This is a genomic window from Nocardioides lacusdianchii, assembly GCF_020102855.1.
GTDB lineage: Bacteria > Actinomycetota > Actinomycetes > Propionibacteriales > Nocardioidaceae > Nocardioides > Nocardioides lacusdianchii.
Genome location: NZ_JADHZD010000001.1, coordinates 454,710 through 481,570 on the forward strand (window position 1 = coordinate 454,710; position 26,861 = coordinate 481,570).

A 26,861-nucleotide genomic window follows, 5' to 3' on the forward strand; every position below is an offset into this window, starting at 1 on the left:
TCAGTACGTCAGGCGTTGTCCGGCGATCAGGAAGATGCTTCCCCTCACCCCACCGCCAACCGGTACCCCCGCTTCACCACGGTGAGCACGGCCTTCGTCCCGATAGCAGCCCGGAGCCGAGCGACAGCCATCTCCACCGCATGCTCGGACCCCGCCTGACCCGAAGGCAGCGCAGCGAGCAGAGCCCGCCTCGACACCACGAAACCAGGGTTCACCAGCAGCGCCATCAGCACCGAGAGGGGCGCGGGCGACAGCTCCACCGGCACCCCGTCGAGCAGCAGCGAGTCGGAGTGCACGATCAGCGTCCGCCCGTCGGAGAGGCGTACGTCGACGCCGTCCCGCCGCGTCGGCAGCTCGGTCTCGAGCTGCTTGATCATCCCGGCCAGGCGCGAGCGGTCGGGGACGATCGTCGGCACGCCCCACATCTCGAAGGCCGCCGCGGTGACCGGTCCGACGCAGGAGGCGACGACGTCGGACTGGAAGGCGGAGATGAGGTCGTCGCGGCGCCCGACGCTGTAGGCCGCCTCCATCAGCGCGGCCACGGCGGGCGCCGAGGTGAAGGTGACGGCGTCGAGCTCGCGGTCGGCGATCAGGTCGATCATGTGGAACATCGGGGACGGGTCGTCGGCCGACTCCACGCGGTAGATCGGGACCGTCACCACCGACGCGCCCTGGCGCCGCAGGGCGTGGGCGGCCATCGACAGCGACTGGCCGTGCTCCTGCACCACGATCCGCTTGCCGGTGAGGTCGCGTCCGCGCAGGTGCGCCAGCACGTCCTCGAAGCACTCCGACTCCGGCGACCACAGCTCGCGCAGGCCGTGGCGGCGCAGCACGCCGACGCTCTTCGGGCCGCGGGCCAGGATCTCCGAGGCGCCGAGGACGGCCACCAGCTCGTCGTACAGTCCCGCCTCGGTCGCGGCGTCGAGCCACGCCTTCATCCCGATGCCCGTGGTGGCGAGGAAGAGGTCGACGGGCGCGGAGACCACGTCGCGGGTCGCGGCCAGGAGCTCGGCGAGGTCGACGTGGTTGGGCTCCAGCGACAGCGCCGCCGCCCACTCGACCTTGGCGCCGCGCCGCTCCAGCAGCGCGACCTGCTCGTCGGCCTTGCGGGCAGCGGTCACCCCGATCCGGAAGCCCTCCAGTGGCAGGACGCTCACCGGACGCCCCCGACGAGCACGACGCCGTCGACCACCGAGACGTCGTACGACGGGACGGACACCGACGCGTCGTCCAGGCAGGCGCCGGTGCGGAGGTCGAAGGCCTGCTTGTACATCGGCGAGCTCACCACCGGTGCCTCCCCGCGCGAACCCACGATCCCGCGGGAGAGCACCGACGCTCCACTGAAGGGGTCGACGTTGCCGATCGCGTGGACCGAGCCGTCGTGGGTGCGGAAGACCGCGACCGCGAGGCCGTCGACCAGCGCGGCGACGCCGCCCTCGAGCGGGATGTCGGCGACGGCGCACACGGCGGTGGCGCGAACGAGATCGATCATGCGGGCGCTCCCACCGGGATCAGTGCCGGCGCGATCGGCTGGATCTGGTCGCGCTCGGTGGTGAAGGCGATGGTCGGGTCGGGGGTGTCGGGGGCGTTGACGAAGGACACGAAGCGCTCGAGCTTCGCGGGGTCGGCCAGCGTCGCGGCCCACTCGTCGGCGTACCCGCCCACGTGCCGCGCCATCTCCGCCTCGAGCTCTGCGCCCAGGCCGAGCGAGTCGTCGACGACGACCTCGCGCACCCGCTCCAGCCCGCCCTCGAGCTGCTCGATCCACGTCGAGGTGCGCTGGAGGCGGTCGGCGGTGCGGACGTAGTACATGAGGAAGCGGTCGAGGTACGACACCAGCGTCTCCGTGTCCAGGTCACCCGCGAGCAGCCGCGCGTGGGCCGGCGTGGCGCCGCCGTTGCCGCCGACGTAGAGGTTCCACCCCTTCTCGGTGGCGATGACGCCGAAGTCCTTGCCGCGCGCCTCCGCGCACTCGCGGGCGCAGCCGCTGACGCCGCCCTTGAGCTTGTGGGGGCTGCGCAGCCCGCGGTAGCGCAGCTCCAGCGCGATCGCGAGGCCCACCGAGTCCTGCACGCCGAAGCGGCACCACGTCGACCCGACGCACGACTTCACCGTGCGCAGTGACTTGCCGTAGGCGTGGCCGGACTCGAAGCCTGCGTCGACGAGCCGCTTCCAGATCGCCGGCAGCTGCTCCATCCGGGCGCCGAAGAGGTCGATGCGCTGGCCGCCGGTGATCTTGGTGTAGAGCCCGTAGTCGCGCGCCACCTCGCCGATGACGATCAGCTTCTCCGGCGTGATCTCGCCGCCGGGGATGCGCGGGACGACGCTGTAGGTGCCGTTGCGCTGGATGTTGCCGAGGTACTTGTCGTTGGTGTCCTGCAGCTCCGCGGTCGCGGGCTCGAGGATGTGGGTGCTGGTCTGGCTGGCCAGGATGCTGGCGATCGCGGGCTTGCAGACGTCGCAGCCGCGGCCGGTGCCGTGGGCCTCGACGATGTCGTCGAAGCGGCGGTAGCCGTGCACCGCGACCACGTCGAAGAGCTCCTGCCGGGTGAGCCGGAAGTGCTCGCACAGGCCCTTGTCGACGACCTTGCCGACGCTGGCGAAGTGCTCCTCGATGAGGTTCTTCACCGTCGGCACGCACGAGCCGCAGGTGGTGCCGGCGCGGGTGCACTGCTTGACGTCGGCGACGCTCTCGCAGCCCTGCTCGGCCACCGCGTGGAGGATGTCGGCCTTCGTGACGTCGTTGCACGAGCAGACCTGCGCCTCGTCGGGCATCCCGAGCTGGACGCCGCTGCTCGCAGGGAGGATGAGCTGCTCGGGGTTGTCGGGGAGCGCGAGCCCGCTGCTGACCATCGGCCGCAGGATGCCGTACGCCGACGCGTCGCCCACCAGGATGCCGCCGAGCAGCCGCCGGCCGTCCTCGCTGACGACGAGCTTCTTGTAGACCCCGCTCACCGCGTCGGCGTACGTCAGCTCGAGCGCGCCCTCGGTGGTCGCGAACGCGTCACCGAAGCTGGCCACGTCGACGCCGAGGAGCTTGAGCTTGGTGGACATGTCGGCGCCGGTGAAGGTGCCGGGGCCGTCGAGGAGCGCGTCGACCACGACCTCGGCCATCGCGTAGCCCGGCGCGACCAGGCCGTACATCGTGCCGCCCGGCGCCGCGCACTCGCCGATCGCGAAGACGTGCGGGTCCGCGGTGCGGCACTGCTCGTCGACCAGTACGCCGCCGCGCGGGGCCGTCGCGAGGTCGCACTCGCGGGCCAGGGCGTCGCGCGGGCGGATGCCGGCGGAGAACACGACGACCTGCGCCTCGACGACCTCCGTCGGGGCGCCCTCCTCGGTGCCGGCCTGCCTCACACGCAGGCCGGTCACCGAGTCGCCGCCCTCGATCTCTTCTGTCAGGACGGCGGTGTGGACCTTCACGCCGAGCTTCTCGACGTGGCGCACGAGCGTCACGCCGGCGGCTTCGTCGAGCTGGACCGGCATCAGTCGCGGCGCCATCTCGACGACGTGGGTGTCGAGGCCGAGCTGGACGAGCGCGTTGGCCGCCTCGAGCCCGAGCAGCCCGCCGCCGATCACGACGCCGCTGGTCGCGGCCTCGCTGGCGGCCTTGATCGCCTCGAGGTCCTCGATCGTGCGGTAGACGAAGCAGCCGTCCTTGCCGCGGCCCTCGACCGGCGGGACGAAGGGCGCCGCGCCGGTCGCGAGGACGAGCACGTCGTAGTCGTGGACGGTGACCGCGCCGGGGTTGCTCAGCAGGTCCCCCACGGCCGACGGCGGCGACACGACGGTGACGGTCCGCGCCGCGCGGTCGATCTCGGTCACGACGCTGTCGAGCACCAGCCGCACCCGCGGGTCGTCGTACACCCCACCCGGCAGGAGCGAGAGCCCCTCCGCGCCGTCGGGGTGGCCGAACCAGCTCGTGAGGCCCACGCGGTCGTACGCCGCCCGCGGCTCCTCGCCGAACACGACGACGTCGTGGGTCTCGGTCAGGCCGCGCTCGACGGCAGCCTGGGCGAAGCGGTGGCCCACCATGCCGTGCCCGACGACGACGATCCTCTGGCGCTTGGTCATGCCAAGGACGGTAGGAACCCGATGTTGTCAGCGGGCTCCGCGAATGTTTCGGGCGTGAAAACTGGGTGGCACGGGCTCACGCGCCCGGACGGGTGAGCGGCCATCGACACACGCTCCGTGGGGTGCGAGCGTGAGTGAGTGAGCGAGTGGTTCCTGCCCGAGAGCGAGCGTCCCTGGACCTCGGGCAACCTCGTCCTGCCGCGGGTGCACGGCGCGACCTACTTCGCTCGCCTGGTCGAGCTCATCGGCGCCACCGACGCCGGCGACCGAATCTTCTTCACCGACTGGCGCGGCGACGCCGACGAGCGGCTGACCGACGACGGACCGACCGTGGCCGAGCTGCTGCGCGCGGCCGCCGCACGCGACGTCGAGGTCCGCGCCCTCATGTGGCGCTCGCACCCCGGGCAGCTCAACGGCGAGGAGAACGGGCACCTCGGGCGGATCATCAACGAGTGCGGCGGCGAGGCGCTGCTCGACGAGCGGGTGCGCTACGGCGGTTCGCACCACCAGAAGCTGCTCGTCGTACGCCACCACGACCGGCCGCAGGACGACGTGGCCTTCGTCGGCGGGATCGACCTCTGCTACAGCCGCCGCGACGACGCTGCGCACGCCGGCGACCCGCAGGTCGCGCCCCTGGACGACCGCTACGGCGACGCCCCGCCCTGGCACGACGCGATGGCCGAGATCCGCGGCCCGGCGGTCGCGCACGTGCTCGACACCTTCACCGAGCGGTGGGACGACCCGACGCCGCTCGACCACCGCAACCCCTATCGCGCCGTCGCCCACCGGATCGCGCGGATGCCGCGCCACCCGGAGCAGCTGCCCGAGAGCTGGGACCCGCCACCGGACGCCGGGCGCCACCAGGTGCAGATCCTGCGGACCTACCCCTTCAAGCGCCCCCACTACCCGTTCGCCCCCGACGGCGAGCGCTCGATCGCGCGCGGCTACTCCCGCGCCTTCAGCCGCGCGCGGCGCCTGGTCTACATCGAGGACCAGTACTTCTGGTCCGACGTCGTCGCCACCACCCTCGCCGACGCGCTGCGCCGCGAGCCGGGTCTGGTCGTCATCGCCGTCGTGCCACGCTTCCCGGAGTCCGACGGACGGGTCGGCGGCCCACCCATCCACCACGGCCAGCGGCTCGCTTGGAACAGCCTCCGCGCCGCGGGTGGCGAGCGCTTCGCGATGTACGACCTCGAGAACGCCGCCGGCACCCCGGTCTACGTCCACGCCAAGGTCTGCATCGTCGACGACGCGTGGATGACCATCGGCTCCGACAACCTCAACCTGCGCTCGTGGACCCACGACTCCGAGCTGACCTGCGCGGTCGTCGACCCCGACGGCGAGCTCCCCCGCACCCTGCGTACGTCGCTGTGGGCCGAGCACCTCGGGTTGCCCGAGGACGACCCGCGACTCGCCGACCTCGACGGCGCGCTCGACCTGTGGCGCGAGCGGGTCGGCGCCCCCGGCAGCCGCATCGGCGTCCACGAGCCGCCCGCGCTGTCCCGGCGTACGACGCGGTGGGCCGCGCCTGCCTACCGACTGCTCTACGACCCCGACGGCCGGCCTCGGCGGCTGCGGGGCACGACCGAGTTCTAGGTGGCCGGGGCCATCGCGGCTACGTTGACCGCATGCCCACATCGATCGAAGCCTGGTGGCCCCGGCTGTCGCAGGAGACCCGGGACTGGCTCGTCGCCCACAACGGCGACGAGGTGACGCCCACCGTGATGGCGGAGATCAACCGCGCGGGCGGCCTCGTGTCGACCGACGCGTGGGGCGCGGGGCACGACACCCCGCAGGGCGCCTACCTCCCCGACGACGTCGTCGACTGGATCGAGGCCGTCGCCAACGGCGAGGTGCCGCCGCCGCGCTAGCGGGCGATGCCGGTCATCGACGTCTGCTAACGTCCACGCCGTCCACACGGGAGTCCGCGGTAGCGGGCTGAGAGGGAGCTGTACACCGCTCCGACCGTCGCACCTGATCCGGGTCATGCCGGCGAAGGAAGTGAGTTCCGGTGTCACTGCCACGCATCTTCAGCCTGGTCTCCTCGACCGACGACCTGTCCCTCCTGGCCGACCTGGCGCTGGCCGGGATCGACGGGTTCCAGGTCCGCGACAAGGCCGCCACCACCCGTGAGCTCGTCGAGCTGACCCGTGTCGTCCTGGCTGCGGTCCGCCCGCTGGGCGCGACCGTCGTCGTCGACGACCGGCTCGACGTCGCCCTCGCCACGGGCGCGGACGGGGTCCACCTCGGCGAGCACGACCTCCCCGTCGAGCTGGCCGCGACCGTCGCGCCCCACCTCCTGCTGGGCGCGACCTGTCGCGACCGGGAGGCGGTCGAGCGGGCAGCCGCGGCGGGAGCGTCGTACGCCGGCTTCGGCCCGGTCCACGACACCGCGAGCAAGACGGGCCTGCCGGCCGCGCTTGGCACGTCTGCGATCACCGACGCGTGCGGCGTGCTGCCCCTGGTGGCGATCGGCGGCATCGGCCCCGGCCGCGTGCGCCCCGCGCTGGACGCCGGTGCCCACGGGGTGGCCGTGCTGGGCGCGATCTGGCGGGACCCCGACCCTCTGGCAGCAGCGAAGGAGCTGGTCCGGGAGCTCGGCTGATGCGCGTGCACGTCCTCGGGGGCGGCGTCGTCGGACTGGCGTGCGCCGACGAGCTGCTCGCGCGCGGGCACGACGTCGTCGTGGTCGACCCTGCGGTCGGCAGCGGAGCGTCCGCCGTCGCCGCCGGCATGCTGTCGCCGGCCGCGGAGGCCTGGCACGGGGAGCAGGACGTCCACCGGCTCGGCGTCGAGAGCGCACGGCTGTGGCCGACGTACGCCGCTCGCCTCGACGTGCCGCTGCACGACCACGGCACCCTGTTGGTCGGGCACGACGCCGACGACCGGCACGACGTCCGTCGTCAGGTCGCGCTGCTGGCCGGGCTCGGTGTCGTGACCGACCTCCTCTCCCCCGCCCAGGTGCGCCGGCTCGAGCCCGGCCTGGGCCGGGTGTCCGGAGGTGCGCGCGTCGACGACCGCTCCGTGGACCCGCGCGCCGTCGTCGCGGCCCTGCTGCGGCGGCTCGCAGGTCGCGTCCACGCCCGCGAGCCCCGACCCGTCGCGGACGCGGTCGTCCTCGCCACCGGCGCCCGGCTCCCCGAGCCGTGGACCCACCTGCTGCGCGGCGTGCGGGGCGAGGTGGTCCGGCTGCACACCTCGGACCCGCCGCGCCACGTCGTGCGCGGATGGGTGGCCGGCGAGCACGTCTACGTCGTCCCGCGCGAGGGAGGCGAGGTCGTCGTGGGCGCCACGGTGGAGGAGCACGACGAGCCACCGGTCCCGACCGCCGGCGGGGTGCTGCGGCTGCTGCGCGCAGCACGCGTCCTGCTCCCCGCGCTCGACCGGGCCGAGGTCCTCGCGTGCGCCGCCCGGGACCGCCCGGCGACGCGCGACCACCTGCCCCTCGTCGGCCCGACCCACGACCCGCGGACCTGGCTCGCAGCGGGTCACTTCCGCCACGGCGTGCTGCTCGCGCCGCTGACCGCGCGGCTCCTCGCCGACGCCCTCGAGGGTGCCGCCCCCGACCCGGCCGTCGACCCCCGACGACTCCTCGCCACCCCCACCGCTCCAGGAGGACCACCGTGCACCTGACCCTCAACGGCGTCCCGCTCGACGTGGACGTCACCACGCTCGCCGACCTCGTCGGCCCCCTGCCCACCGGGCAGGCAGCAGCGGTCAACCTCGAGGTCGTGCCCCGCGCGGACCACGACCGCGTCGCGCTGGCCGACGGCGACGTCGTCGACGTGGTGACGGCGGTGGCCGGCGGATGAGCGACCTCGTCATCGCAGGCACCCGCCTGGCCTCGCGCCTGCTCCTGGGCACGGGTGGGTTGCCGCGCCCCGACCTGCTCGGTCCGGTGCTGGACGCCGCCCGGCCCGGACTGGTGACCGTCAGCGTGCGGCGTACGTCGAGCACCGCCGCCGGCGGCATCCTTTCGGTCCTGCAGGAGCACGGCGTGCCGGTCCTGCCCAACACCGCCGGATGCCTGTCGGCGCGTGAGGCCGTGCTCACCGCCGAGCTGGCCCGCGAGGCGCTCGGCACCAGCTGGGTCAAGCTGGAGGTCGTGGGCGACGAGACCACCCTGATGCCCGACGTGGTGGAGCTCGTGGAGGCGGCCGAGGAACTCGTGGCCCGCGGCTTCACCGTGCTCCCCTACACCACCGACGACCCCGTCGTGGCCCGCCGCCTCGCCGATGCCGGGTGTGCAGCGGTGATGCCATTGGGGTCGCCGATCGGCTCGGGGTTGGGCGTCCTCAACCCCTACGCGATCGAGGCGGTGGTCGCTGCGGTCGACGTGCCCGTGGTGCTCGACGCGGGCGTCGGCACCGCCTCCGACGCGGCGCTCGCGCTGGAGCTCGGGTGCGACGCGGTGCTCGCCGCGACTGCGGTCACCCGCGCCGCCGACCCCGAGCGGATGGCCCACGCCCTGCGGCTGGCCGTGGCGGCCGGCACCGCCGCACGGGACGCCGGCCGCATTCCGCGTCGCGCCACGGCGCGGGCCTCCAGCCCGACCGAGGGGAGGGTGACGTGGTCCCCCGGCTCGTCCTGCTGACCGACCGCTCCCAGCTCCGTCTCGGTCGCGGCCTCGTGCGCACCGTCCTCGAGTGCGCCGACGCCGGGCTGGAGGCGGTCGTCGTGCGCGAGCACGACCTCGACCCCCCGAGCCGGCACGCGCTCGTCGCCCGCCTGGCCGCCGTCGACGGGCTCACGGTGCTGTCGTCCCGGCTCCCCGACCCGGCCGCCCACGGCCTGCACCTGGCCGCCCGCCAGCAACCTCCGGGCGAGGGTCGCTGGGGACGGTCGTGCCACGCCCCGGGAGAGGTGGCGGTCGCTGCGGCCGAGGGCGCCGCGTGGGTCACCCTCTCGCCGTACGCCGCCAGCGTCAGCAAGCCGGGGCACGGACCCGCCCTGCCCCCCGAGGCGTACGCGGGGCACCCCGTCCCGGTGCTGGCGCTGGGCGGCGTCGACGTGACCACCGCCGCCGCTGCCCGGGCGTCCGGCGCCCACGGCGTCGCGGTGATGGGCGCGGTCATGCGGGCCGCCGCCCCGGCACGCGTCGTGGCCGGGCTGCTGCGGGAGACCGGGTGCTGACCCCGCCGGTGGTGCTCGCGGTGGCGGGCACCGACAGCGGTGGAGCCGCCGGGCTCGCGGCCGACCTCGCCACGGTCGCTGCGCTCGGCTGCCACGGCGCCTGTGCCGTGACCGCGGTGACGGCGCAGGACACCACCGGCGTCCACGCGGTCCACCCGGTCCCGGCGGCCACCGTCGCGGCCCAGGTCGGGGCCGTCCTGGGCGACCTACCGGTCGCGGTCGTGAAGACCGGGATGCTGGGCTCGCCCGAGGTCGTCGACCTGGTCGCCACCCACCTCGGTCACCTGCCCCTCGTGGTCGATCCCGTCATCGTGGCCACCAGCGGCGCGGTGCTCGGCGACGCGGCCGTCGTCGCGGCCTACCGCGAGGCGCTGCTGCCCCGGGCGCTCGTCGCCACGCCCAACCTGTCCGAGGCCCGCGCCCTCGCCGGCCGCGCCGGGTCGGCGCCCGACCTCGCCGCGGCGCTCGCCGACCTCGGCTGCGCCTTCGTCGTCACCGGCGGGCCCGAGTGGCGGCCGGGCGATCCGGGGACGACGTGCACCGACTGGCTCTGCCGGCCCGGAGGCACGCCCGTGCCGCTGCGCCACCCGGGCGTGGCGACCACCGCCGACCACGGCAGCGGGTGCACCTACGCGGCCGCGCTCGCCGCCCACCTCGCCCACGGCACCGACCTCGAGGACGCCGCCGACGGTGCCGCGGCCTTCGTCGGGGCCCGCCTCGCCGCCAGCAGCGGCTGGCTGCTGGGTCGCGGTCGCGGCCCCGTCTCCCACCTCGTCCAGGCACCACCACCCACCCAGGAGGAACCCGCATGACCGTCCACGCCGCCCACGAGCGCGTGCTCACCGGCCCGCTCGACGTCCCCGCCACCCGCGTCCACCTGAGCAACGGCGAGACCTTCGACCTCTACTCCACCTCCGGACCGGGGTCCGACCCCGAGACCGGCCTGCCCGCGCTGCGGGCGGGGTGGATCGAGGACCGTGGCGACACCGAGGAGTACGCCGGTCGCGAGGCCCTGCTGCGCGACGACGGCCGATCCGCCGTACGCCGAGGATCGACGCGCGGCGCGTGGCGCGGCGAGCGACGACGTCCGCGCCGGGCGGTGGCGGGCGGCAACGTGACCCAGCTCCACCACGCCCGCCGCGGCATCGTCACCGCGGAGATGGAGTACGTCGCCGCCCGCGAGGGCTGCGACGTGGAGCTGGTGCGCAGCGAGGTCGCCGCCGGCCGCGCGATCATCCCCGCCAACGTCAACCACCCGGAGTCGGAGCCGATGATCATCGGACGGGCGTTCCTGGTGAAGATCAACGCCAACATCGGCAACAGCGCCGTCACCAGCAGCATCGCCGAGGAGGTCGACAAGCTGACGTGGGCGACCACGTGGGGCGCCGACACCGTCATGGACCTCTCCACGGGCGAGGACATCCACACCACCCGCGAGTGGATCCTGCGCAACTCGCCGGTCCCCATCGGCACCGTCCCCCTCTACCAGGCGCTGGAGAAGGTCGGCGGCGAGGCGGAGCGGCTGAGCTGGGAGGTCTTCCGCGACACGGTCGTCGAGCAGTGCGAGCAGGGCGTGGACTACATGACCGTCCATGCCGGCGTGCTGCTGCGGCACGTCCCGCTCACCGCCGACCGGGTGACCGGCATCGTGTCGCGCGGCGGCTCGATCATGGCCGGCTGGTGCCTGGCGCACCACGAGGAGAACTTCCTCTTCACCCACTTCGACGAGCTGTGCGAGATCTTCGCGGCCTACGACGTGGCGTTCTCCCTGGGCGACGGCCTACGCCCCGGCAGCGTGGCGGATGCCAACGACGCGGCCCAGCTGGCGGAGCTGCGCACCCTCGCCGACCTGACCGCGCGGGCGTGGGAGCACGACGTCCAAGTGATGGTCGAGGGCCCCGGCCACGTCCCCCTCGACCTCGTGGAGGAGAACGTCCGCCTCCAGCAGGAGTGGTGCCACGGGGCGCCGTTCTACACCCTCGGCCCGCTGGCCACCGACGTCGCACCCGGCTACGACCACATCACCAGCGCCATCGGCGCCGCGGCGATCGCCATGCACGGCACGGCGATGCTCTGCTACGTCACGCCCAAGGAGCACCTGGGCCTGCCGAACCGCGACGACGTCAAGACCGGCGTCATCACCTACAAGCTGGCCGCCCACGCCGCGGACGTGGCCAAGGGGCACCCGGGTGCCCGCGCATGGGACGACGCACTCAGCCGGGCCCGCTTCGAGTTCCGCTGGCACGACCAGTTCGCGCTCTCGCTCGATCCGCCCACCGCCGAGTCGTTCCACGACGAGACCCTCCCCGCCGAGGGCGCCAAGACCGCGCACTTCTGCTCGATGTGCGGACCGAAGTTCTGCTCGATGCGCATCAGCCACGACGTGCGCGAGCGGTTCGCGGAGAAGTCCGCCGAGTTCGTACGCCTCGGCGGCACCGTCTACGTCAGCGAGTCGTGACCGGCAGGTGCACGACGACGTCCTTCATCCGCATCGCACCGACCACGCGCGAGCCGAAGCCGACGTACATGTCCGAGATCGGCGCCACCGTGAGGAAGAGCGTCTTCCCCGCCGGCACGTCGACGGCGACCGACGGCAGCTCGATGCCGCGGCGGGGCTTGTTGATCACGATGCCGCTCTCGCGGACCGGGAGCATGTTGTTCTGCACGATGCGCGCGTCCAGTGGGCTGGTGCCGACCGACAGGCCGAGAAAGGCGCGGTTGTCGAGGCCGAGCGTGGTGAGGGTGGCGTCGAGCTTCGAGGAGCCCGCGATGGTGAGTGGGCCCTGCGCGATCGGGTAGGCGATCGGGGCGCCGACACCGACGGTGCTGACGACCTCACCGAGCTCCACCGGCGTGGTGGGCGCGGTGGCCGGGACGGTGACGCAGCGGTCGCCGGCGGCCGTGGTGAGGTGCAGCTGGCCGAGGCCCTCCAGTCCGGTCTTCACGCCCTGCAGGTTCTGCGTGAGGAAGCGCAGGCCGAGGTCTTCGAAGGTCGGGCTGCCGAGCATCAGTGAGCAGGCGTCGATGGTCGCGAGCGGGACGTCGAGGTTGCTGCCGAACGGCAGGACCGACGGCAGGGTGTGCCCACCGTTGTCGCCGACCAGGAGGCTCTGCGCGCGGGCCTTGTCGGTCAGCGCGCGACGGAAGTTCTTCAGGCCCTGGTCGAGCGGGAAGAGGTTGTCGGTCGCGCCCTGCCCGAAGAGCACGGGGATGTCGAGCTTGCGACCCTGCCGCACGTGCCACTCCGGGCCGTTGCGGTCGAGGAAGTCGTGGAGGTACGCCGGCACGTGGCCCGTCGCGGTCGCCTCGGCGAAGCCGCGGACCACGAGCGGCGGCAGCGCGTCGGTCGGCAGCGCGGCGGCGGTGAGGGCGGTGGCCCACTCGGTGCGCGGGACGCCCTGCGGGAAGAGGCTCTCGGTCAGGCTCGACCAGGTGATCTCCGGGACGAGCGCGTCGAAGCGCGTCGCGCCCCTGTCGCGCAGCTCGCTGAAGGCGCCGACGAACTGGTAGCCGCCGCCGTAGGACCCGCCGATCGCACCGAGCACCGGGTCGCCGGGCTTCTGCTTCTTGACCCAGGGCTGCGCTGCGACGACGTCGACGATCTTCTGGACGTCCTTGCCCTCGACGTCGGGGTTCTCGATGTGGGCCCGGCCGCCGCTCTCGCCGAAGCCGCGCTGGTCGAAGCTCAGCACCCCGAAGCCGGCGTCGGTGAGGTAGGCGAACGCCGCCGGGTCCGTCGTACGGCTGCCGCCCCAGCCGTGGCTGTGCAGCACCATCGGCACCGGTCGGTCCTTCGTGGCACCGGCCGGGCGGAAGAGCGTGAAGCAGATCTCCACCGGTGCGGTCGTGCCCGGGTCCGGGACGCTGGTCAGGCAGCCGTCGGTCGTGGTGACGGCGTCCGCGGCGGCGGCCGGCGAGGCGACGTACGGGACCGAGGCGAGCGCGAGGACGCCCGCGACGACGGCGGTGATGCGGCTGGCGAGGTGACGGTGCATGGCTTCTCTCCTGCGACGGGGTCACTCGTACCAACGAGTAGCCCCGCCTCCGGCTACGCACCCCGCCAGCCGCGGCCCCCTCAGCAGTCGTGCGCCTCGGCCCCGGCGACCCAGGTCTCGACCATCTCGTCGGCGAGCGTCGAGCCGGCCCCGAAGTACTCCAGGCCCTTGCCGTTCGCGCCGTTCGGCGTCGGGATCCGCTCGGTGCCCTTCGGGTCGCCGATCGTCATCTTCTCGAAGATCTTGATCCCGACCGGCATGCCCTCTGCGCGCAGAGCGTCGTAGCCCGCGTCGGCGGCCGCGTCGCACGCGGCCTGGTAGCCGAAGATCAGGTCGGCCCCCATCTCGGCCGAGATCACGAACCAGTTGCTCGACGCCGGGGCGCTGAGGGAGTACATCGGCACGTAGCAGTGGTGCGCGCTGGCGCTGGTCGCGGTCACCGCGACCGCCGCTGCCGCTGCGGCTGACACGACGCCGAGGCGGCGGATGGTGGTTCTCATGGTGCTGACCCTTTCGTCACGGACCCCCGTCGGGTCTCGGTGACACCAGTGCACCCGTCGGGCCCGGGCCGCGACCACGGCGTGGACCCGCACAGTTCTCGTACAGTTCCGCCGCCCCGCGTCCGGCTAGGAGAACGACTTCTCCAGCGCGTCCAGCACCGCGGTGCGCTCGCGGCGCGCGACCAGCTTGAGCACCGGGGTCGCCAGGGCCCGGACCCCGGTGGCGCGCAGACGGGCGTCGTGGTGCACGACCGTCTCCCTGGCGCCGCTGGGCTCGAGCGTGTAGCCCGGCCAGCCCTCGGTCTTGACCTTGCCCGACGCCGTGCTGTCCCACCAGTGGTAGACCAGCCGGCGCGGAGGACCGAACTCGACGACCTCGCCCGGCATGCGGCCCATGATCGTGACGTCCTCGTACGTCGTCCCCACGCCCGGCGGGCCCGGCGACGTCTGCGTGCTGCGCCGCCGGATGCTCCCCCTGGTCGGCATCCACTCGTTGTGGCCCTCGATGTCCGCCAGCCGCGCGAAGACCTCGGCGACCGGCGCGCGGACCGTGCGCGTGAGGTGGAGCTCGACGTCTCCCATCACGCCATGATCGATCTCGCCGCGGGCCGCGACAAGGCCGGTCCAGCCCGGATGCCTGGCCTGACTTCCTTGCGCGGTCGCTGTGGTGTGGATTCCGCACCATGACGACCGCACTGTCGTCGGGGTCCCCGGTTGACCGGGGATCCCGACGGATCGGCGACCCGAGCGCCGGCACCTCAGCCCACCGGCACGCGCACCGGCCCGACCTCGCCGACAAGACGGCGTACGACGTCCGCGCACCCGCCGCAGCCGGTGGTCGCGCGGGTCCGGTCGACGCACTCCGCGACCGTCCCGCACGCCCGGATCTCCCCCGCGCTGACGCCGGCGCAGGCGCAGACCTCGGCCTCGTCGGGCAGCGGGGTGGGGGCGTCGGCGGCCTCGGGCAGCAGCAGCTGGCCGGGCTCGTCGGGGCCGAGGATCGTGCCGCGGTCGTAGAGCTGGGTGATCAGCCCGACGCGCGACAGGTCACCGACCAGCGCGGCCGCGACGATCCGACCGCCGTGGACCACGAGGCGCCGGTGCGAGCCGGCGATCGGGTTCGTCACCTCGACGACCTCGCCCTCGGCGGTGCGCGGGTCGCCGAGCACGGCGACCTCGAGCCCGGTGGCGCGCAGCCGCGCGACGCTGCGCAGGCCGTCGTACGCCGCTTCCTCCCCGCGCAGGACGCGGGCCAGGACCTCGGCCTGCTCCCAGGCGGGCGGGACGAACCCGGTCGTACGCCGACGGTGCTCCGCGCAGTCGCCGATGGCGTGGATGCGGTCGTCGGTGACGCTCGTGAGCGTGCTGTCGACGACGATCCCGCGGCCCACCATCAGCCCGGCGCGGCGGGCCAGCGCGGTCGACGGCCGGCCGCCGGCTGTGAGGACGACAAGGTCGGTCGGCAGGAGGGCGCCGTTGTCGAGCTGGACGCCGTCGTCGGTCATCCGGACCGCGCGGGCGCCGGTGTAGACCTCGGTGCCGAGGCGGCGCAGGTCGCGAGCCAGCACCCCGCCCGCCGGCGCGCCGACCTGGCCGGCGAGGAGGTGGTCGGCGCCCTCGACGACCTCGGTGAGCACCCCGCGCACCGACAGCGCGCGGGCGACCTGGAGGCCGAGGAGGCCGCCGCCGACGACGACCGCCCGCCGCCCGGGGTGGGTGGCCGCGTCGAGACGGCGGCAGTCCGCCAGGCTCCGGAAGGGATGCACCTTCGGGTGGAGCGTGCCGTCGCGGCGCACCAGGCCGCGGATCGGCGGGAGCGTGGGGATCGATCCGCAGGCCAGGACGAGCCGGTCGTAGGCGATGCGTTCCCCATCGACCAGCACCACCTCGCGGGCGTCGCGGTCGAGCTCGAGCACCCGCGCGCCGAGCCGCAGGTCGAAGCCCTGCGCCTCGAACCACTCCGGCGAGCGCAGCGTCAGCGCGTCAGCGGAGTGGGTGCCCTCGAGGACCGCGGAGAGCAGGATCCGGTTGTAGGGCGCGTGCGGCTCGTCGGCGAGCACCGTGAGGCACACGTCGGCGCCGACGAGCTGCTCGGCCAGTCGGACGGCGGCCATGCCACCGCCGACCACGACGACCCGCTCAGCCACGACCCACCGCCGCGAGCCGCGCGGCGCACACCTTGAACTCCGGCATCCGCGAGGCTGGGTCGAGCGCGTCGTTGGTCAGCCGGTTGGCGCCGACCCAGTGGAAGGGCACGAACACCGTGTCGGGACGGATCGTGGTCACGACCCGCGCAGGCGCGGTCATCGTGCCGCGCCGCGTGGAGACCTGGACCGCCTCGCCGGTGGCGAGGCCGAGCCTGCCGGCGAGGAGCGGGTGCAGCTCGACGAAAGGACCGCCGTCGGGGAGGTCGCGGACGCGGCGGGTCTGCGCTCCGGACTGGTACTGCGCGAGCACCCGCCCGGTCGTGAGGTGGACGGGGTAGTCGTCGTCCGGGACCTCGGCCGCGCCGCGGTGCTCGACGGTCAGCATCCGGGCCCGGCCGTCGGGGTGCGCGAAGGACGAGGCGAAGAGCCGCTCGCCACCCCAGAAGACACCGCCCTCGTCGCGGATCCGGTCGTAGGTGATCGTCGAGTAGTCCGCCGGCCCGCCCGCGGACGCCCGGCCGAGCTCGGCGAAGACCTCTTCCGGGTCGGTCGCGAAGGTCGCCGTCGACCCCAGCCGCTCCGCGATCCCGGCGATGACCTCGAGGTCCGACCGCACGCCGGACGGCGGGGTGATCGCCTTCTGCCGCAGCACGACCCGGCCCTCGAGGTTCGTCATGGTGCCGGTCTCCTCCGCCCACTGCGTCACCGGCAGCACCACGTCGGCGATGGCGGCGGTCTCCGACATCACCACGTCGCACACCACCAGCAGGTCGAGCGCCTCGAGCCGTTCGGTGACGCGCGTCGCGTTGGGCGCGCTGACGACGATGTTGGAGCCGAGCACCAGCATCGCGGAGGGACCGTCGTCGGCGCCGCAGGCGTCGAGGAGCTCGTACGCCGACCGCCCGGGGCCGGGCAGCGAGTCAGGATCGACGCCCCACACGCCGGCGACGTGGGCGCGGGCCGCGGGGTCGTCGATGCGGCGGTAGCCGGGCAGCTGGTCAGCCTTCTGCCCGTGCTCGCGACCGCCCTGGCCGTTGCCCTGCCCGGTGAGGCAGCCGTAGCCCGCACCGCGCTTGCCGACCATGCCGAGGGCCAGCACCAGGTTGATCCAGGCCAGCACGGTGTCGGAGCCGGTGGAGTGCTGCTCCGCGCCGCGGGCGGTGAGCACCATGACGCGCGGTGAGCCGGCCAGCACCTCCGCGAGCTCGCGCACCTGCGACGCCTCGATGCCGGTCACCCGCTCGACCCGCTCCGGCCACCACGGTGCGACCGACTCCTTCACGGCTGCCCACCCGGTCGTGCGGGCCGCGAGGTAGCCCTCGTCCACGGCACCGGCGGCGACGAGCAGGTGCAGCAGGCCGAGGGCGAGCGCGAGGTCCGTGCCCGGCACCGGCTGGAGGACGAGGTCGGCGCGGTCCGCGGTCGGCGTACGCCTCGGGTCGATGACGACGACGCGACCGCCGCGGGCGCGCAGCCGGTCGAGGTGACGCGCGGCCGGCGGCATGGTCTCGGCGAGGTTGGAACCCACGAGCACCAGCACGTCGGTCTCCTCGACGTCGGCGAGCGGGAAGGGCAGGCCGCGGTCGAGGCCGAAGGCGCGGATCCCGGCCGAGGCAGCCGAGCTCATGCACCAGCGGCCGTTGTAGTCGATCTGCGAGGTGCCGAGCGCGACGCGGGCGAGCTTGCCGAGGGCGTACGCCTTCTCGTTGGTGAGCCCGCCGCCGCCGAAGACCGCGACGCCGTCGGGGCCCTTCGCCGCCTGCGCGGCGCGGATCCCGGCGACGACCCGGTCGAGCGCGTCGTCCCACGTCACCGCCGACCACTCGCCGGTCTCCCGATCGCGGACGAGTGGCGACGTGAGCCGCTCGCGACCGCCGTACAGCCCGGCCGCGGCCCAGCCCTTGCGGCACAGCGCGCCCTGGTTGACGGGGAACTCCTCCCACGCCGACACCTCCGGCGCACGCCGGCCGGTGAGCCGCATCCCGCACTGCAGGGAGCAGTAGGGGCAGTGTGTCTCCGTCGCCACTGATCCACTGACCGATCAGATGCCGGCGCCGGCCAGGCTCTGGGCCCGGACCTCGGCGGGACGGCGCAGGTAGACCGCCCACGTCACCGCGCCGCACACGACGTAGAAGACGGTGAAGACCAGGAAGGCGCCCTTGGTGGCGGACATCGGGTCGGCCACCCACGGTGCGCTGAAGGCCATCGGAATGAGGAAGCCGCCGACGGCACCCACCGCGCCGATCACGCCGATCGCGGCGGAGGCCTGCTTGGTGCCGGCCAGCAGGGCGGCGGTGCGCTCGGGGGTACCGGCCGGCGTGGCGCGCTCGGCCTCGGTGCGCCAGATCGCCGGGATCATCTTGTACGTCGACCCGTTGCCGATGCCGGTCGCGGCGAAGACGCAGAGGAAGAAGCCCAGGAACCACGGGAACCACGACTGGTTGGCGGACGCGATCGCCGGGTCCGCGGTCGGGTTGGGGGTGAGCTGCATGAGCGTCCAGAGCACGGCGAGGGTGAAGACGACCATCGCGGCGAACGCACCCAGCGTCACCTTGGCGCCACCGAGGCGGTCGGCCAGCCAACCGCCGAACGGCCGGGTCGCCGAGCCCACCAGGGCACCGAGGAACGCGAAGTAGGCGAAGTAGATGCCGGTGCCCAGCGGCGCCGGCTCCGGCACCCAGAAGTTGAGCTTGATGAGCAGCGGCATGGCGGCGGAGTAGCCGATGAAGGACCCGAAGGTGCCGATGTAGAGGAACGCCATGATCCACGTCTGCCGCTTGCGCACGACCTGCATCTGCTCACGCGGCGAGGACTTCGCGGTGGCCAGGTTGTCCATGAAGAAGTACGCCGCGAGCGTCGCGACGATCGCGAGCCCGGCGTAGACCCAGGCCGCGCGCTGCAGGTCGATCCCGCCCTCGGAGGCCTTGACCAGTCCGAAGATCCCCGCGCCGCCGACGATGACCGGCAGGAAGAGCTGGATCAGCGAGACGCCGAGGTTGCCGCCGGCGGCGTTGAGGCCCAGCGCGGCACCCTTCTTGGCCGAGGGGTAGAAGAAGTTGATGTTCGCCATCGAGCTGGCGAAGTTGCCGCCGCCCAGGCCCGCGGTGGCGGCGATGAGGCAGAAGACCCAGTAGGGCGTGTCCGGCCGCTGCACGGCGTACGCGAAGCCGAGCGTCGGGATGAGCAGCAGCGCCGCGCTCGCCATCGTCCAGTTGCGACCGCCGAACTTCGGCACCGCGAAGGTGTAGGGCAGGCGCAGCAGCGAGCCGACGAGGTTGGGCAGCGCCACCAGCAGGAAGAGCTGCTGCGGCGTGTAGTCGAACCCGGTGGCCACCAGGAAGGCCGAGCTGACGCTCCAGATCAGCCACACCGAGAAGCCGAGGTGCTCGGCGAAGATCGACCAGACCAGGTTGCGCCGGGCGACGCGGCGGCCGGTGGTCTCCCAGAACTCGGGGTCCTCGGGACGCCAGTCCTCGATCCAGCGGCGGCTACGGCGGGTGGGGGTCTGCGTGCTCATGGCAGCAGCGTGGTCGGCGACTGTGACGTGCGCGTGGGCCCGGCGGTGGCAGGACCGTCACGTTTCCCTCACGACCTCACGGACCTCACCGCCTCACGGCCCTCGGCCGGTGCGACCTGCCCCCGAACGCACGAAGAGCCCCGGCCGCACGAGGCGGACGGGGCTCTTCGACGAGATGTCAGGCGATGCGGACGTTCTCGGCCTGGGGACCCTTGGGGCCCTGGGCGAGGTCGAACTCGACCTTCTGGTTGTCCTCGAGCGACTTGTAGCCGTTGGACTGGATCGCGGAGAAGTGGACGAACACGTCCTCGCCGCCGCCGTCCTGCGCGATGAAGCCGAAGCCCTTGTCAGCGTTGAACCACTTGACGGTGCCCTGAGCCATGATGTGTTTCCTTTGTTTCGTTCGCGGGCTGTGTGCCGGCGACCTGCTGAAGACATCCACCTGATGGAGTCCAGCGAACCGAAAACCAGGAGTAAGAACACGAGCCGCACATCGTGAGCGGCCAGGACGATCCGGGGATCGTCCCTTCAACAACCACCAGCGTACGCCATCGGGCCCGGAACCGGGATTCCGCGGAGCGCGGCTGCCGTTTCGATCCCATGGCAAGATCACTGAAGTTGAAGTGGACATGAGCTCGAGGGGCCTCTGTGACGGGTGGGCACGACCATCTGCCGATGGGCGAGGTCTCGCGGCGCAGCGGCTTCGCGGCGTCGGCGATCCGCTACTACGAGGCCGAGGGACTCGTCGAGGCACACCGCTCGGCCGGCGGGCAGCGCCAGTTCGAGCGCAGCGTGCTGCGTCGCCTGGCCTTCATCCGCGCCGCCTCCAACGTCGGGCTGAGCATCGATGAGATCCGCGGGGAGCTGGCCCGCCTGCCCGGCAACCGCACCCCCACCAAGGCCGACTGGCAGCGCATCTCGCGCCACTGGCGCCGCCGCCTCGACGAGCAGATCGCCGCGCTCGAGCGGTTGAAGGGCGGGCTCGACGGCTGCATCGGCTGCGGCTGCCTGAGCCTGCGCAGCTGCGCCTTCTCCAACCCCGACGACGTCCAGGCCGAGCGCGGGACGGGTGCCCGGCTGCTGCCCGACACGTTGCGGCGGCCGCACCCGACGCGGCGTACGTCCGGGTAGTTCACGGGGAAGTGGCTGTCGGCCCTCGGTAGTCCACCGGGAAGTGGCTGGCCGGGACGGGTCGGGGCAGCCACCTGCCGGTGGACTACCGGGTAGCTCCGCCGGCCGGTCGTAGTCCAGTGACATGTGGCTGCAGGACGGTCCTCGACACAGCCATCCCTCACTGGACTACCCGGCACGGGCAGCCATCCCTCACTGGATTACCCAAGCGTCCCAGCGTGCACCCGGGCCAGAATCACCCCATGACCGACGGCTACGAGATCCGCACCGGCCCCGACGCGATGGACCTCGACCTCGTGCACCACTGGCTCAGCACCGACGCCTACTGGGCGCTCGACGACCTCGGGGTCCGCCGCACGCTGCTGTCGACGTACGACGCCCACACGGTCTACGCGGCCCACGGCTTCACGCCGCTGCCGGAGCCGGACCGGTGGATGGTCCGGCAGGCGACCTAGGACTCCCGCAACCCCGCCTGCAGCTCCGCGAGCGCGTCCTCGAGGGACACCTGCGGCGACCAGCCCCAGCCCCGCGCCCGGTCGGCACGGATCTGCCCGGTCCAGGCCGGCTCGTCGTCCCACGTCGGCTCGAGCCCGAGGGCGGACGCCACGGCACCGAGGTAGTCGCGCTGCGTCGCGGGACCGCTGGCCACGTTGACCGGGGTGCAGCCGCCGTCGACCGGTCCGGTCGCCACGTCGGACCCCACGGGGATGGCGCCCGTCGCGAGGTCGGCGGCGATGGCCGCCAGGTCGTCCACGTGCACCCAGGCGAAGGTCGCGTCGGCGACGGCGTGCTGCTCGGCCGGGTCGGCCGCGATGTCGCGCGGACGGACCGTGTTCCACACCGACGACCCGCCCGGACCGAGGATCGCGGGCGGGCGCAGCAGCACGCGGGTGATGCCGGCCAGCCGCTCGAGGGCGGCGTCGGTGTCGCGCTTCACCACGCCGTACGCCGACGAGCCGTCCGGCACCAGCGCACCGTCCTCGTCGATGTCCCCGACCCCGGGGCTTCGGTCGTAGACACCAGCCGTCGAGACGTGCACCAGCAGGGGCACGGCGGCGGCGACCGCGGCCTCGGCGATCACGAGCGTGCCGTCGAGGCCGACGCGGCGCTGGTCCTCGGCGCCGGAGCCGAGCGGGTGGACGGTGGTGACGAGCGCGTCCGCGTCCGCGACCACGGAGTCGGCGAAGGCCGGCTCGGCGAAGTCGCCGACGTGCTCCTCGACGCCCGGAGCGCTCGGCGCGGTGCCGACCCGGCGTACAACCGCGCGCACGGTCGCACCCCGCTCGGCCAGGGCGGCCACCACGTGGCTGCCGACCAGGCCGTTGGCACCGGTGACGACGACGATCGGGTCAGCTGTGCGAGAGGTCATGGACCCCACCTTGTCACTGCGCGGAAACGCGCCTCGGCAGCACGACGTGGGCGACGACCGCGACCCAGAGCGGGGCGACGACCAGGCTCGTCAGCACGTCCGTGGGGTGGTGGGCACCCTGGTAGAGGCGGCTGGCAGCGACGACCAGCGGGACGGCGTACAGGGGCCAGACCCAACGGCTCGCTCCCGCCACGGTGCGGGAGAGGTGGACCGCGAGGGCGACGTAGACCACGACCGAGGTCACGACGTGGCCGGACGGGAAGCTGTGGTCCGGCACGAGTCCCGGGTCGAGGATCTCGACCGGCGGGCGGTCGCGGGTGATGAACCACGTGGCCACCAGGTAGAGCGCGAGGGCGCCGACGACGAGCACGCCGTAGTAGACGAGCGGGCGACGCGAGCCCTGCCACCGCCAGGCCACCAGCGCGATGACGACGGCCAGGCCGATCCCCACCACCGTGTCGGCGACGTGGCTGCCGGCAGCAGCGGCCACGTCGAGGGCAGGAGTACGCCGTTCCTCGACCCCCACCGCGACGCGGTCGTCCCACGGGTCCACCACCGACTCCAGCGGTCCGGTGAGCAGCCACCCCACCGCGAGGACGACGAGGGTCAGCAGCACCCAGGCGGAAGCGAGGATGCGTACGCCGTCGCGGCGGGCGTCGGTGTCGGTCACGGGCGAAGCCTCGCACCCCGACCGTTCGTCGTACCCCACCCGCCGCTCACCGCTCGGCGGGCGCCATCGACCGCCCCGGCCGCCCGGGACCCTCCCGCCCCGGATGTGACCGGTGCCACGGTGACCGCGGTCACAGTGCGTGACCGTGACCCCCTTGTGAGAGGACCAAGCCGTGACCACCGAGGCACCCGACCAGGCAGCGCGCCACGATCCGGTCTACGACCGGCTCCACGAATCCAGTGAGTTCGCCGAGCTGAGGAAGCGCTACCGCGGCTTCGTCATCCCGGCCACCGTGGCCTTCCTGGCCTGGTACCTGCTCTACGTCGCCATGTCGAACTGGGCAGGCGACTTCATGGCCATCAAGGTCGCGGGCAACATCAACGTGGCCCTGATCTTCGGGCTCCTGCAGTTCGTCACGACCTTCGGGCTGGCGTTCATGTACAGCCGCTACTCCAACGCCAAGCTCGACCCGCTGGCGCGCAACCTCGAGCAGGCCTACCGCGACCAGGCCGGCACCACCGGGAAGCGGGGCCAGGCATGAGCGACCAGTTCCTGACCACGTTCCTGTTCCTGTCGGTCGTCGCGCTGACGGTCGGCATCACCTTCTGGGCCAGCCGCCAGACCAAGACGGCCACCGACTTCTACTCCGGCGGCCGGTCCTTCTCCGGCTTCCAGAACGGCCTGGCGATCGGTGGCGACTACATGTCGGCCGCGTCGTTCCTCGGCATCTCGGGTGCCATCGCGGTCTACGGCTACGACGGCTTCCTCTACTCCATCGGCTTCCTCGTCGCGTGGCTCGTCGCCCTGCTGCTGGTTGCCGAGATGCTCCGCAACGCCGGTCGCTACACGATGGCCGACCAGCTCGCCTTCCGGATGAACCAGCGCAAGGTCCGCACGGCGGCGTCCGTGTCGACCGTGGTCGTCTCGATCTTCTACCTGCTGGCCCAGATGGTCGGCGCCGGCACGCTCGTCGCGCTGCTCCTGGGCGTCGACAGCGAGGCGATCAAGAACATCACCATCGTCGGCGTCGGCATCCTGATGATCTTCTACGTCGTCGTCGGCGGCATGAAGGGCACGACCTACGTCCAGATCGTCAAGGCCGTGCTGCTGATGCTCGGCTCGGCGCTGATCGTGCTGCTGGTGCTCGCCGAGTTCAACTTCAACCTGTCCTCGCTGCTCGGCGCCGCTGCCGAGAACTCGGGCAAGGGCGACGCGTTCCTCCAGCCTGGACTGCAGTACGGCAGCACGCTGACGTCGCAGATCGACTTCCTGTCGCTCGGCCTGGCCCTGGTGCTCGGCACCGCGGGCCTGCCGCACATCCTGATCCGCTTCTACACCGTCCCGACCGCCCGTGACGCCCGCAAGTCGGTGCTGTGGGCGATCGGCCTGATCGGCGCGTTCTACCTGATGACGCTGGTGCTCGGCTTCGGTGCCGCGGCGCTGCTGGACCGCGAGGCCGTCGACCCGGCCGTGGGCGGCAACCAGAACCTCGCCTCCCCGCTCCTCGCCGAGGCCGTCGGTGGCGGCGCGGGGTCCACGGGTGGCGCCGTCCTGCTGGCGCTCATCGCCGCGGTCGCCTTCGCGACGATCCTCGCGGTGGTGGCCGGCCTGACCCTGGCCAGCTCGTCGTCGGTGGCGCACGACCTCTACAAGGGCGTGCTCAAGAAGGACCAGGAGGTCAGCGAGAAGGACGAGGTGCGGGTCGCCCGCATCGCCGCCTTCGCGATCGGCGCCATCGCGATCGTGCTGTCCATCCCGGCGCAGCGCCTCAACATCGCCTTCCTCGTGGCCCTGGCCTTCGCGGTGGCGGCGTCGGCGAACCTGCCGGCGATCATCTACAACATGTTCTGGCGTCGCTTCAACACCCGTGGCGCCACGTGGAGCATCTACGGCGGCCTCGTCTCCGCCGTCGGCCTGGTGCTGGTCTCGCCCGTCATGTCGAGCCTGCCGACCTCGATGTTCCCCGACGCGGACTTCGCGATCTTCCCGCTCAACAACCCGGGCATCGTCTCGATCCCGCTGGGCTTCCTGCTCGGCTACATCGGCACGATCACCAGCCGGGAGCCGTCCGCGGAGGAGCGCTTCACCGAGCTCGAGGTCCGCGCCCTGACCGGCGCCGGCGCCGAGGGCGCGACGCACCACTGATCCACGTGGACCCTGCGTGATTCACCCGTGACCCCCTCGCCGAGCCGGAGTAGGTTCGGCGAGGGGGCCCCTTCCCAGACACCCCCGACACGCCCTGACACCCAGCACGTGCCCTGCACGAGGAGAGCGCCTTGTCCGAGCAGACCCTGTCCAACCTGTCCCGCGAGGACCGGCGGTTCGAGCCGCCGGCCGCACTGGCCGCCGACGCCAACGTCAAGGAGGAGGCCTACGCCCGCGCGGACTCCGACCGCGAGGCCTTCTGGGCCGACGCCGCCGAGCGGCTCGACTGGGGCCAGAAGTGGGACCAGGTCCTCGACTGGTCGAACCCGCCCTTCGCGAAGTGGTTCGTGGGCGGCACCCTCAACGCCTCGGTCAACTGCGTGGACCGCCATGTGGAGGCCGGCAACGGTGACAAGGTCGCGATCCACTGGGTCGGCGAGCCGGACGACGACACCCGCGACATCACCTACTCCCAGCTCAAGGACGACGTGTCCCGCGCCGCCAACGCGCTGACCGAGCTCGGCGTGAAGAAGGGCGATCGCGTCGCGATCTACATGCCGATGATCCCCGAGGTCGTCGTCGCGATGCTCGCCTGCGCCCGCCTCGGCGCCCCGCACACCGTCGTGTTCGGCGGGTTCTCCGCCGACGCCCTCGCCTCGCGCATCTCCGACTGCGAGGCGCACGTCGTGATCACCTCCGACGGCGGCTACCGCCGCGGTGCGGCCAGCGCGCTCAAGCCGGCCGTCGACGAGGCCGTCGAGAAGACCGGCGACCTGGTGCGCCACGTCCTCGTCGTACGGCGTACGGGCCAGGACGTCGACTGGCACGACGACCGCGACGTGTGGTGGCACGACGCCGTCGACGGCGCCTCGGCCGAGCACGAGCCGGAGATGCACGACTCCGAGCACCCGCTCTACGTCATGTACACCTCCGGCACGACCGGCAAGCCGAAGGGCATCCTGCACACCACTGGCGGCTACCTCACCGGCACGTCGTTCACGCACTGGGAGGTCTTCGACCTCAAGCCCGAGACCGATGTCTACTGGTGCACCGCCGACGTGGGCTGGGTGACCGGCCACTCCTACATGGTCTACGGCCCGCTCGCCAACGGCGCGACGCAGGTGATGTACGAGGGCACGCCCGAGAAGGGCCGCTGGTGGCAGATCATCCAGGACCTCAAGGTCACCATCTTCTACACCGCCCCCACCGCGATCCGGACCTTCATGAAGCAGGGCCGCGAGATCCCCGACGGCTACGACCTCACCTCCCTGCGGCTGCTCGGCTCGGTCGGTGAGTCGATCAACCCCGAGGCGTACGTCTGGTACCGCGAGGTCATCGGCGGCGAGCGCTGCCCGATCGTCGACACCTGGTGGCAGACCGAGACCGGCCAGATGATGATCAGCCCGCTGCCCGGCGTCACCTCCGGCAAGCCCGGCTCGGCGATGAAGGCGCTGCCGGGCATCTCCGTCGACGTGGTCAACGACGAGGCGGAGCCGGTCGGCAACGGCAACGGCGGCTACCTCGTGATCCGCGAGCCGTGGCCCGCCATGCTCCGCACGATCTGGGGTGACGACCAGCGCTTCAAGGACACCTACTGGTCGCGCTGGGAGGGCCTCTACTTCGCCGGCGACGGCGCCAAGCTCGACGACGACGGTGACATCTGGCTGCTCGGCCGCGTCGACGACGTCATGAACATCTCCGGCCACCGCCTCTCCACGACCGAGATCGAGTCGGCCCTGGTGTCGCACCCGAAGGTCGCCGAGGCGGCCGTCGTGGGCGCTGCGGACGAGACCACCGGCCAGGCCGTGTGCGCCTTCGTCATCCTCCGCGACTCCGCGGGCGACGGTGGCGCGGACATCGTCGAGGAGCTGCGCACGCACGTCGCGAAGGAGATCGGCGCGATCGCCAAGCCGCGCCAGATCATGGTGGTGCCCGAGCTGCCCAAGACCCGCTCCGGCAAGATCATGCGCCGCCTGCTCAAGGACGTCGCCGAGCACCGCGAGGTCGGCGACGTGACGACCCTGGCCGACTCGACGGTCATGGACCTGATCAAGTCGAAGGAAGGGTCCTCGGCCTCCGACGACTGACCTGCCCCCTCGTCTGCGTCATACGAACCCGCACCCATCGGTGCGGGTTCGTATGACGTACGGGGGTCGTCCCAGGGGTCCGCTAGTTTCGGG

General features: G+C 72.8%; 26 protein-coding genes and 1 riboswitch. Of the genes, 14 read left to right on the forward strand and 12 right to left on the reverse strand.

Annotated features, from left to right (window positions below; translation table 11 throughout):
* Positions 1-44: 44 nt before the first annotated feature.
* Genes IRX98_RS02310 through nirB form a run of 3 tightly spaced genes read right to left on the reverse strand, consistent with a single transcriptional unit; the run spans position 45 to position 4,074 of the window.
* Positions 45-1,157: a uroporphyrinogen-III synthase gene (locus IRX98_RS02310; RefSeq protein ID WP_224273540.1), complete on the reverse strand. Its 1,113-nt coding sequence runs from the start codon at positions 1,155-1,157 to the stop codon at positions 45-47.
* The gene (nirD, locus tag IRX98_RS02315; protein ID WP_224273542.1) at positions 1,154-1,492 is read right to left on the reverse strand and encodes a nitrite reductase small subunit NirD; all 339 of its coding nucleotides are present in this window, start codon (positions 1,490-1,492) and stop codon (positions 1,154-1,156) included. Before nirD ends, IRX98_RS02310 begins: the two co-directional genes overlap by 4 nt.
* Positions 1,489-4,074, reverse strand: a complete 2,586-nt coding sequence (nirB, locus tag IRX98_RS02320) for a nitrite reductase large subunit NirB (protein WP_224273544.1) — start codon at positions 4,072-4,074, stop codon at positions 1,489-1,491. The genes nirD and nirB overlap by 4 nt, the downstream gene beginning before the upstream one ends.
* A gap of 138 nt (positions 4,075-4,212) precedes the next feature.
* On the opposite strand from nirB, the gene IRX98_RS02325 reads away from it, so the two are divergent.
* From IRX98_RS02325 to thiC, 9 genes are all read left to right on the forward strand, one after another.
* Positions 4,213-5,670 carry a phospholipase D family protein gene (locus IRX98_RS02325; RefSeq protein WP_224273545.1) on the forward strand — a complete coding sequence of 486 codons (1,458 nt, stop codon included), beginning with the start codon at positions 4,213-4,215 and terminating at the stop codon, positions 5,668-5,670.
* A gap of 32 nt (positions 5,671-5,702) precedes the next feature.
* Positions 5,703-5,945, forward strand: a complete 243-nt coding sequence (locus IRX98_RS02330; protein ID WP_224273546.1) for a hypothetical protein — start codon at positions 5,703-5,705, stop codon at positions 5,943-5,945.
* Positions 5,946-5,981: 36 nt separating this feature from the next.
* Positions 5,982-6,092: riboswitch (TPP riboswitch) on the forward strand.
* Positions 6,086-6,679, forward strand: coding sequence for a thiamine phosphate synthase (locus tag IRX98_RS02335; protein ID WP_224273547.1), 594 nt, complete (start codon positions 6,086-6,088; stop codon positions 6,677-6,679). (Overlaps the previous riboswitch by 7 nt.)
* Positions 6,679-7,707 (forward strand): FAD-dependent oxidoreductase, encoded by a 1,029-nt coding sequence (locus IRX98_RS02340; protein WP_224273548.1) that lies wholly within the window; start codon positions 6,679-6,681, stop codon positions 7,705-7,707. The genes IRX98_RS02335 and IRX98_RS02340 overlap by 1 nt, the downstream gene beginning before the upstream one ends.
* Entirely contained in the window at positions 7,698-7,886 is a 189-nt protein-coding gene (gene thiS, locus IRX98_RS02345) for a sulfur carrier protein ThiS (protein WP_224273549.1), read from the forward strand. The genes IRX98_RS02340 and thiS overlap by 10 nt, the downstream gene beginning before the upstream one ends.
* Positions 7,883-8,668, forward strand: coding sequence for a thiazole synthase (locus IRX98_RS02350; protein WP_224273550.1), 786 nt, complete (start codon positions 7,883-7,885; stop codon positions 8,666-8,668). The genes thiS and IRX98_RS02350 overlap by 4 nt, the downstream gene beginning before the upstream one ends.
* Positions 8,644-9,207, forward strand: coding sequence for a thiamine phosphate synthase (locus IRX98_RS23290; protein WP_224273551.1), 564 nt, complete (start codon positions 8,644-8,646; stop codon positions 9,205-9,207). The genes IRX98_RS02350 and IRX98_RS23290 overlap by 25 nt, the downstream gene beginning before the upstream one ends.
* Positions 9,201-10,019 carry a bifunctional hydroxymethylpyrimidine kinase/phosphomethylpyrimidine kinase gene (gene thiD, locus IRX98_RS02360; protein WP_224273553.1) on the forward strand — a complete coding sequence of 273 codons (819 nt, stop codon included), beginning with the start codon at positions 9,201-9,203 and terminating at the stop codon, positions 10,017-10,019. The genes IRX98_RS23290 and thiD overlap by 7 nt, the downstream gene beginning before the upstream one ends.
* On the forward strand, positions 10,016-11,665 hold the full coding sequence (gene thiC / locus IRX98_RS02365) for a phosphomethylpyrimidine synthase ThiC (protein WP_224273555.1): 1,650 nt from the start codon (positions 10,016-10,018) through the stop codon (positions 11,663-11,665). The genes thiD and thiC overlap by 4 nt, the downstream gene beginning before the upstream one ends.
* Here the strand turns inward: thiC and IRX98_RS02370 are convergent.
* The 7 genes from IRX98_RS02370 to IRX98_RS02400 all read right to left on the reverse strand — a co-directional run bounded on the left by IRX98_RS02370 (position 11,652) and on the right by IRX98_RS02400 (position 19,748).
* Positions 11,652-13,202 (reverse strand): alpha/beta hydrolase, encoded by a 1,551-nt coding sequence (locus IRX98_RS02370; RefSeq protein ID WP_224273556.1) that lies wholly within the window; start codon positions 13,200-13,202, stop codon positions 11,652-11,654. The two genes, thiC and IRX98_RS02370, sit on opposite strands and share 14 nt — an antisense overlap.
* An 80-nt stretch (positions 13,203-13,282) precedes the next feature.
* Entirely contained in the window at positions 13,283-13,702 is a 420-nt protein-coding gene (locus IRX98_RS02375) for a hypothetical protein (protein ID WP_224273558.1), read from the reverse strand.
* A 126-nt stretch (positions 13,703-13,828) separates the two neighbouring features.
* The gene (locus IRX98_RS02380; RefSeq protein ID WP_224273560.1) at positions 13,829-14,284 is read right to left on the reverse strand and encodes an SRPBCC family protein; all 456 of its coding nucleotides are present in this window, start codon (positions 14,282-14,284) and stop codon (positions 13,829-13,831) included.
* A 176-nt stretch (positions 14,285-14,460) separates the two neighbouring features.
* The gene (locus IRX98_RS02385; protein WP_224273562.1) at positions 14,461-15,849 is read right to left on the reverse strand and encodes an FAD-dependent oxidoreductase; all 1,389 of its coding nucleotides are present in this window, start codon (positions 15,847-15,849) and stop codon (positions 14,461-14,463) included.
* Positions 15,842-17,875, reverse strand: coding sequence for a molybdopterin oxidoreductase family protein (locus IRX98_RS02390; RefSeq protein WP_224273563.1), 2,034 nt, complete (start codon positions 17,873-17,875; stop codon positions 15,842-15,844). Before IRX98_RS02390 ends, IRX98_RS02385 begins: the two co-directional genes overlap by 8 nt.
* Before the next feature lie 15 nt (positions 17,876-17,890).
* A complete protein-coding gene (locus tag IRX98_RS02395) occupies positions 17,891-19,366 on the reverse strand; it encodes an MFS transporter (protein WP_224273565.1) in 1,476 nt (491 codons plus the stop codon).
* Between the two features lie 178 nt (positions 19,367-19,544).
* Entirely contained in the window at positions 19,545-19,748 is a 204-nt protein-coding gene (locus IRX98_RS02400) for a cold-shock protein (RefSeq protein ID WP_207083637.1), read from the reverse strand.
* Positions 19,749-20,041: 293 nt separating this feature from the next.
* Here IRX98_RS02400 and soxR point away from each other — a divergent pair, with 293 nt between their 5' ends.
* Both soxR and IRX98_RS02410 read left to right on the forward strand, forming a co-directional pair.
* A complete protein-coding gene (gene soxR / locus IRX98_RS02405) occupies positions 20,042-20,497 on the forward strand; it encodes a redox-sensitive transcriptional activator SoxR (RefSeq protein ID WP_224273567.1) in 456 nt (151 codons plus the stop codon).
* A 242-nt stretch (positions 20,498-20,739) separates the two neighbouring features.
* A complete protein-coding gene (locus IRX98_RS02410) occupies positions 20,740-20,952 on the forward strand; it encodes a hypothetical protein (protein ID WP_224273569.1) in 213 nt (70 codons plus the stop codon).
* Here the strand turns inward: IRX98_RS02410 and IRX98_RS02415 are convergent.
* Positions 20,949-21,866: an NAD-dependent epimerase/dehydratase family protein gene (locus tag IRX98_RS02415; protein ID WP_224273571.1), complete on the reverse strand. Its 918-nt coding sequence runs from the start codon at positions 21,864-21,866 to the stop codon at positions 20,949-20,951. The two genes, IRX98_RS02410 and IRX98_RS02415, sit on opposite strands and share 4 nt — an antisense overlap.
* Before the next feature lie 13 nt (positions 21,867-21,879).
* Positions 21,880-22,536 carry a phosphatase PAP2 family protein gene (locus tag IRX98_RS23295; protein WP_224273572.1) on the reverse strand — a complete coding sequence of 219 codons (657 nt, stop codon included), beginning with the start codon at positions 22,534-22,536 and terminating at the stop codon, positions 21,880-21,882.
* A 172-nt stretch (positions 22,537-22,708) separates the two neighbouring features.
* On the opposite strand from IRX98_RS23295, the gene IRX98_RS02425 reads away from it, so the two are divergent.
* The 3 genes from IRX98_RS02425 to acs all read left to right on the forward strand — a co-directional run bounded on the left by IRX98_RS02425 (position 22,709) and on the right by acs (position 26,768).
* Positions 22,709-23,077 (forward strand): DUF485 domain-containing protein, encoded by a 369-nt coding sequence (locus IRX98_RS02425; protein WP_224273573.1) that lies wholly within the window; start codon positions 22,709-22,711, stop codon positions 23,075-23,077.
* A complete protein-coding gene (locus tag IRX98_RS02430) occupies positions 23,074-24,681 on the forward strand; it encodes a monocarboxylic acid transporter (protein ID WP_224273574.1) in 1,608 nt (535 codons plus the stop codon). Before IRX98_RS02425 ends, IRX98_RS02430 begins: the two co-directional genes overlap by 4 nt.
* A 131-nt stretch (positions 24,682-24,812) precedes the next feature.
* Positions 24,813-26,768 (forward strand): acetate--CoA ligase, encoded by a 1,956-nt coding sequence (gene acs / locus IRX98_RS02435; RefSeq protein ID WP_224273575.1) that lies wholly within the window; start codon positions 24,813-24,815, stop codon positions 26,766-26,768.
* Positions 26,769-26,861: the final 93 nt, after the last annotated feature.

Coding starts and splice junctions, on each gene's coding strand:
- nirD (WP_224273542.1), bottom strand. CDS start 1,492: ATGATCGATCTCGTTCGCGCCACCGCCGTGTGCGCCGTCGCCGACATC.
- nirB (WP_224273544.1), bottom strand. CDS start 4,074: ATGACCAAGCGCCAGAGGATCGTCGTCGTCGGGCACGGCATGGTGGGC.
- IRX98_RS02330 (WP_224273546.1), top strand. CDS start 5,703: ATGCCCACATCGATCGAAGCCTGGTGGCCCCGGCTGTCGCAGGAGACC.
- IRX98_RS02340 (WP_224273548.1), top strand. CDS start 6,679: ATGCGCGTGCACGTCCTCGGGGGCGGCGTCGTCGGACTGGCGTGCGCC.
- IRX98_RS02350 (WP_224273550.1), top strand. CDS start 7,883: ATGAGCGACCTCGTCATCGCAGGCACCCGCCTGGCCTCGCGCCTGCTC.
- thiC (WP_224273555.1), top strand. CDS start 10,016: ATGACCGTCCACGCCGCCCACGAGCGCGTGCTCACCGGCCCGCTCGAC.
- IRX98_RS02370 (WP_224273556.1), bottom strand. CDS start 13,202: ATGCACCGTCACCTCGCCAGCCGCATCACCGCCGTCGTCGCGGGCGTC.
- IRX98_RS02375 (WP_224273558.1), bottom strand. CDS start 13,702: ATGAGAACCACCATCCGCCGCCTCGGCGTCGTGTCAGCCGCAGCGGCA.
- IRX98_RS02380 (WP_224273560.1), bottom strand. CDS start 14,284: ATGGGAGACGTCGAGCTCCACCTCACGCGCACGGTCCGCGCGCCGGTC.
- IRX98_RS02395 (WP_224273565.1), bottom strand. CDS start 19,366: ATGAGCACGCAGACCCCCACCCGCCGTAGCCGCCGCTGGATCGAGGAC.
- IRX98_RS02400 (WP_207083637.1), bottom strand. CDS start 19,748: ATGGCTCAGGGCACCGTCAAGTGGTTCAACGCTGACAAGGGCTTCGGC.
- soxR (WP_224273567.1), top strand. CDS start 20,042: ATGGGCGAGGTCTCGCGGCGCAGCGGCTTCGCGGCGTCGGCGATCCGC.
- IRX98_RS02410 (WP_224273569.1), top strand. CDS start 20,740: ATGACCGACGGCTACGAGATCCGCACCGGCCCCGACGCGATGGACCTC.
- IRX98_RS02415 (WP_224273571.1), bottom strand. CDS start 21,866: ATGACCTCTCGCACAGCTGACCCGATCGTCGTCGTCACCGGTGCCAAC.
- IRX98_RS02430 (WP_224273574.1), top strand. CDS start 23,074: ATGAGCGACCAGTTCCTGACCACGTTCCTGTTCCTGTCGGTCGTCGCG.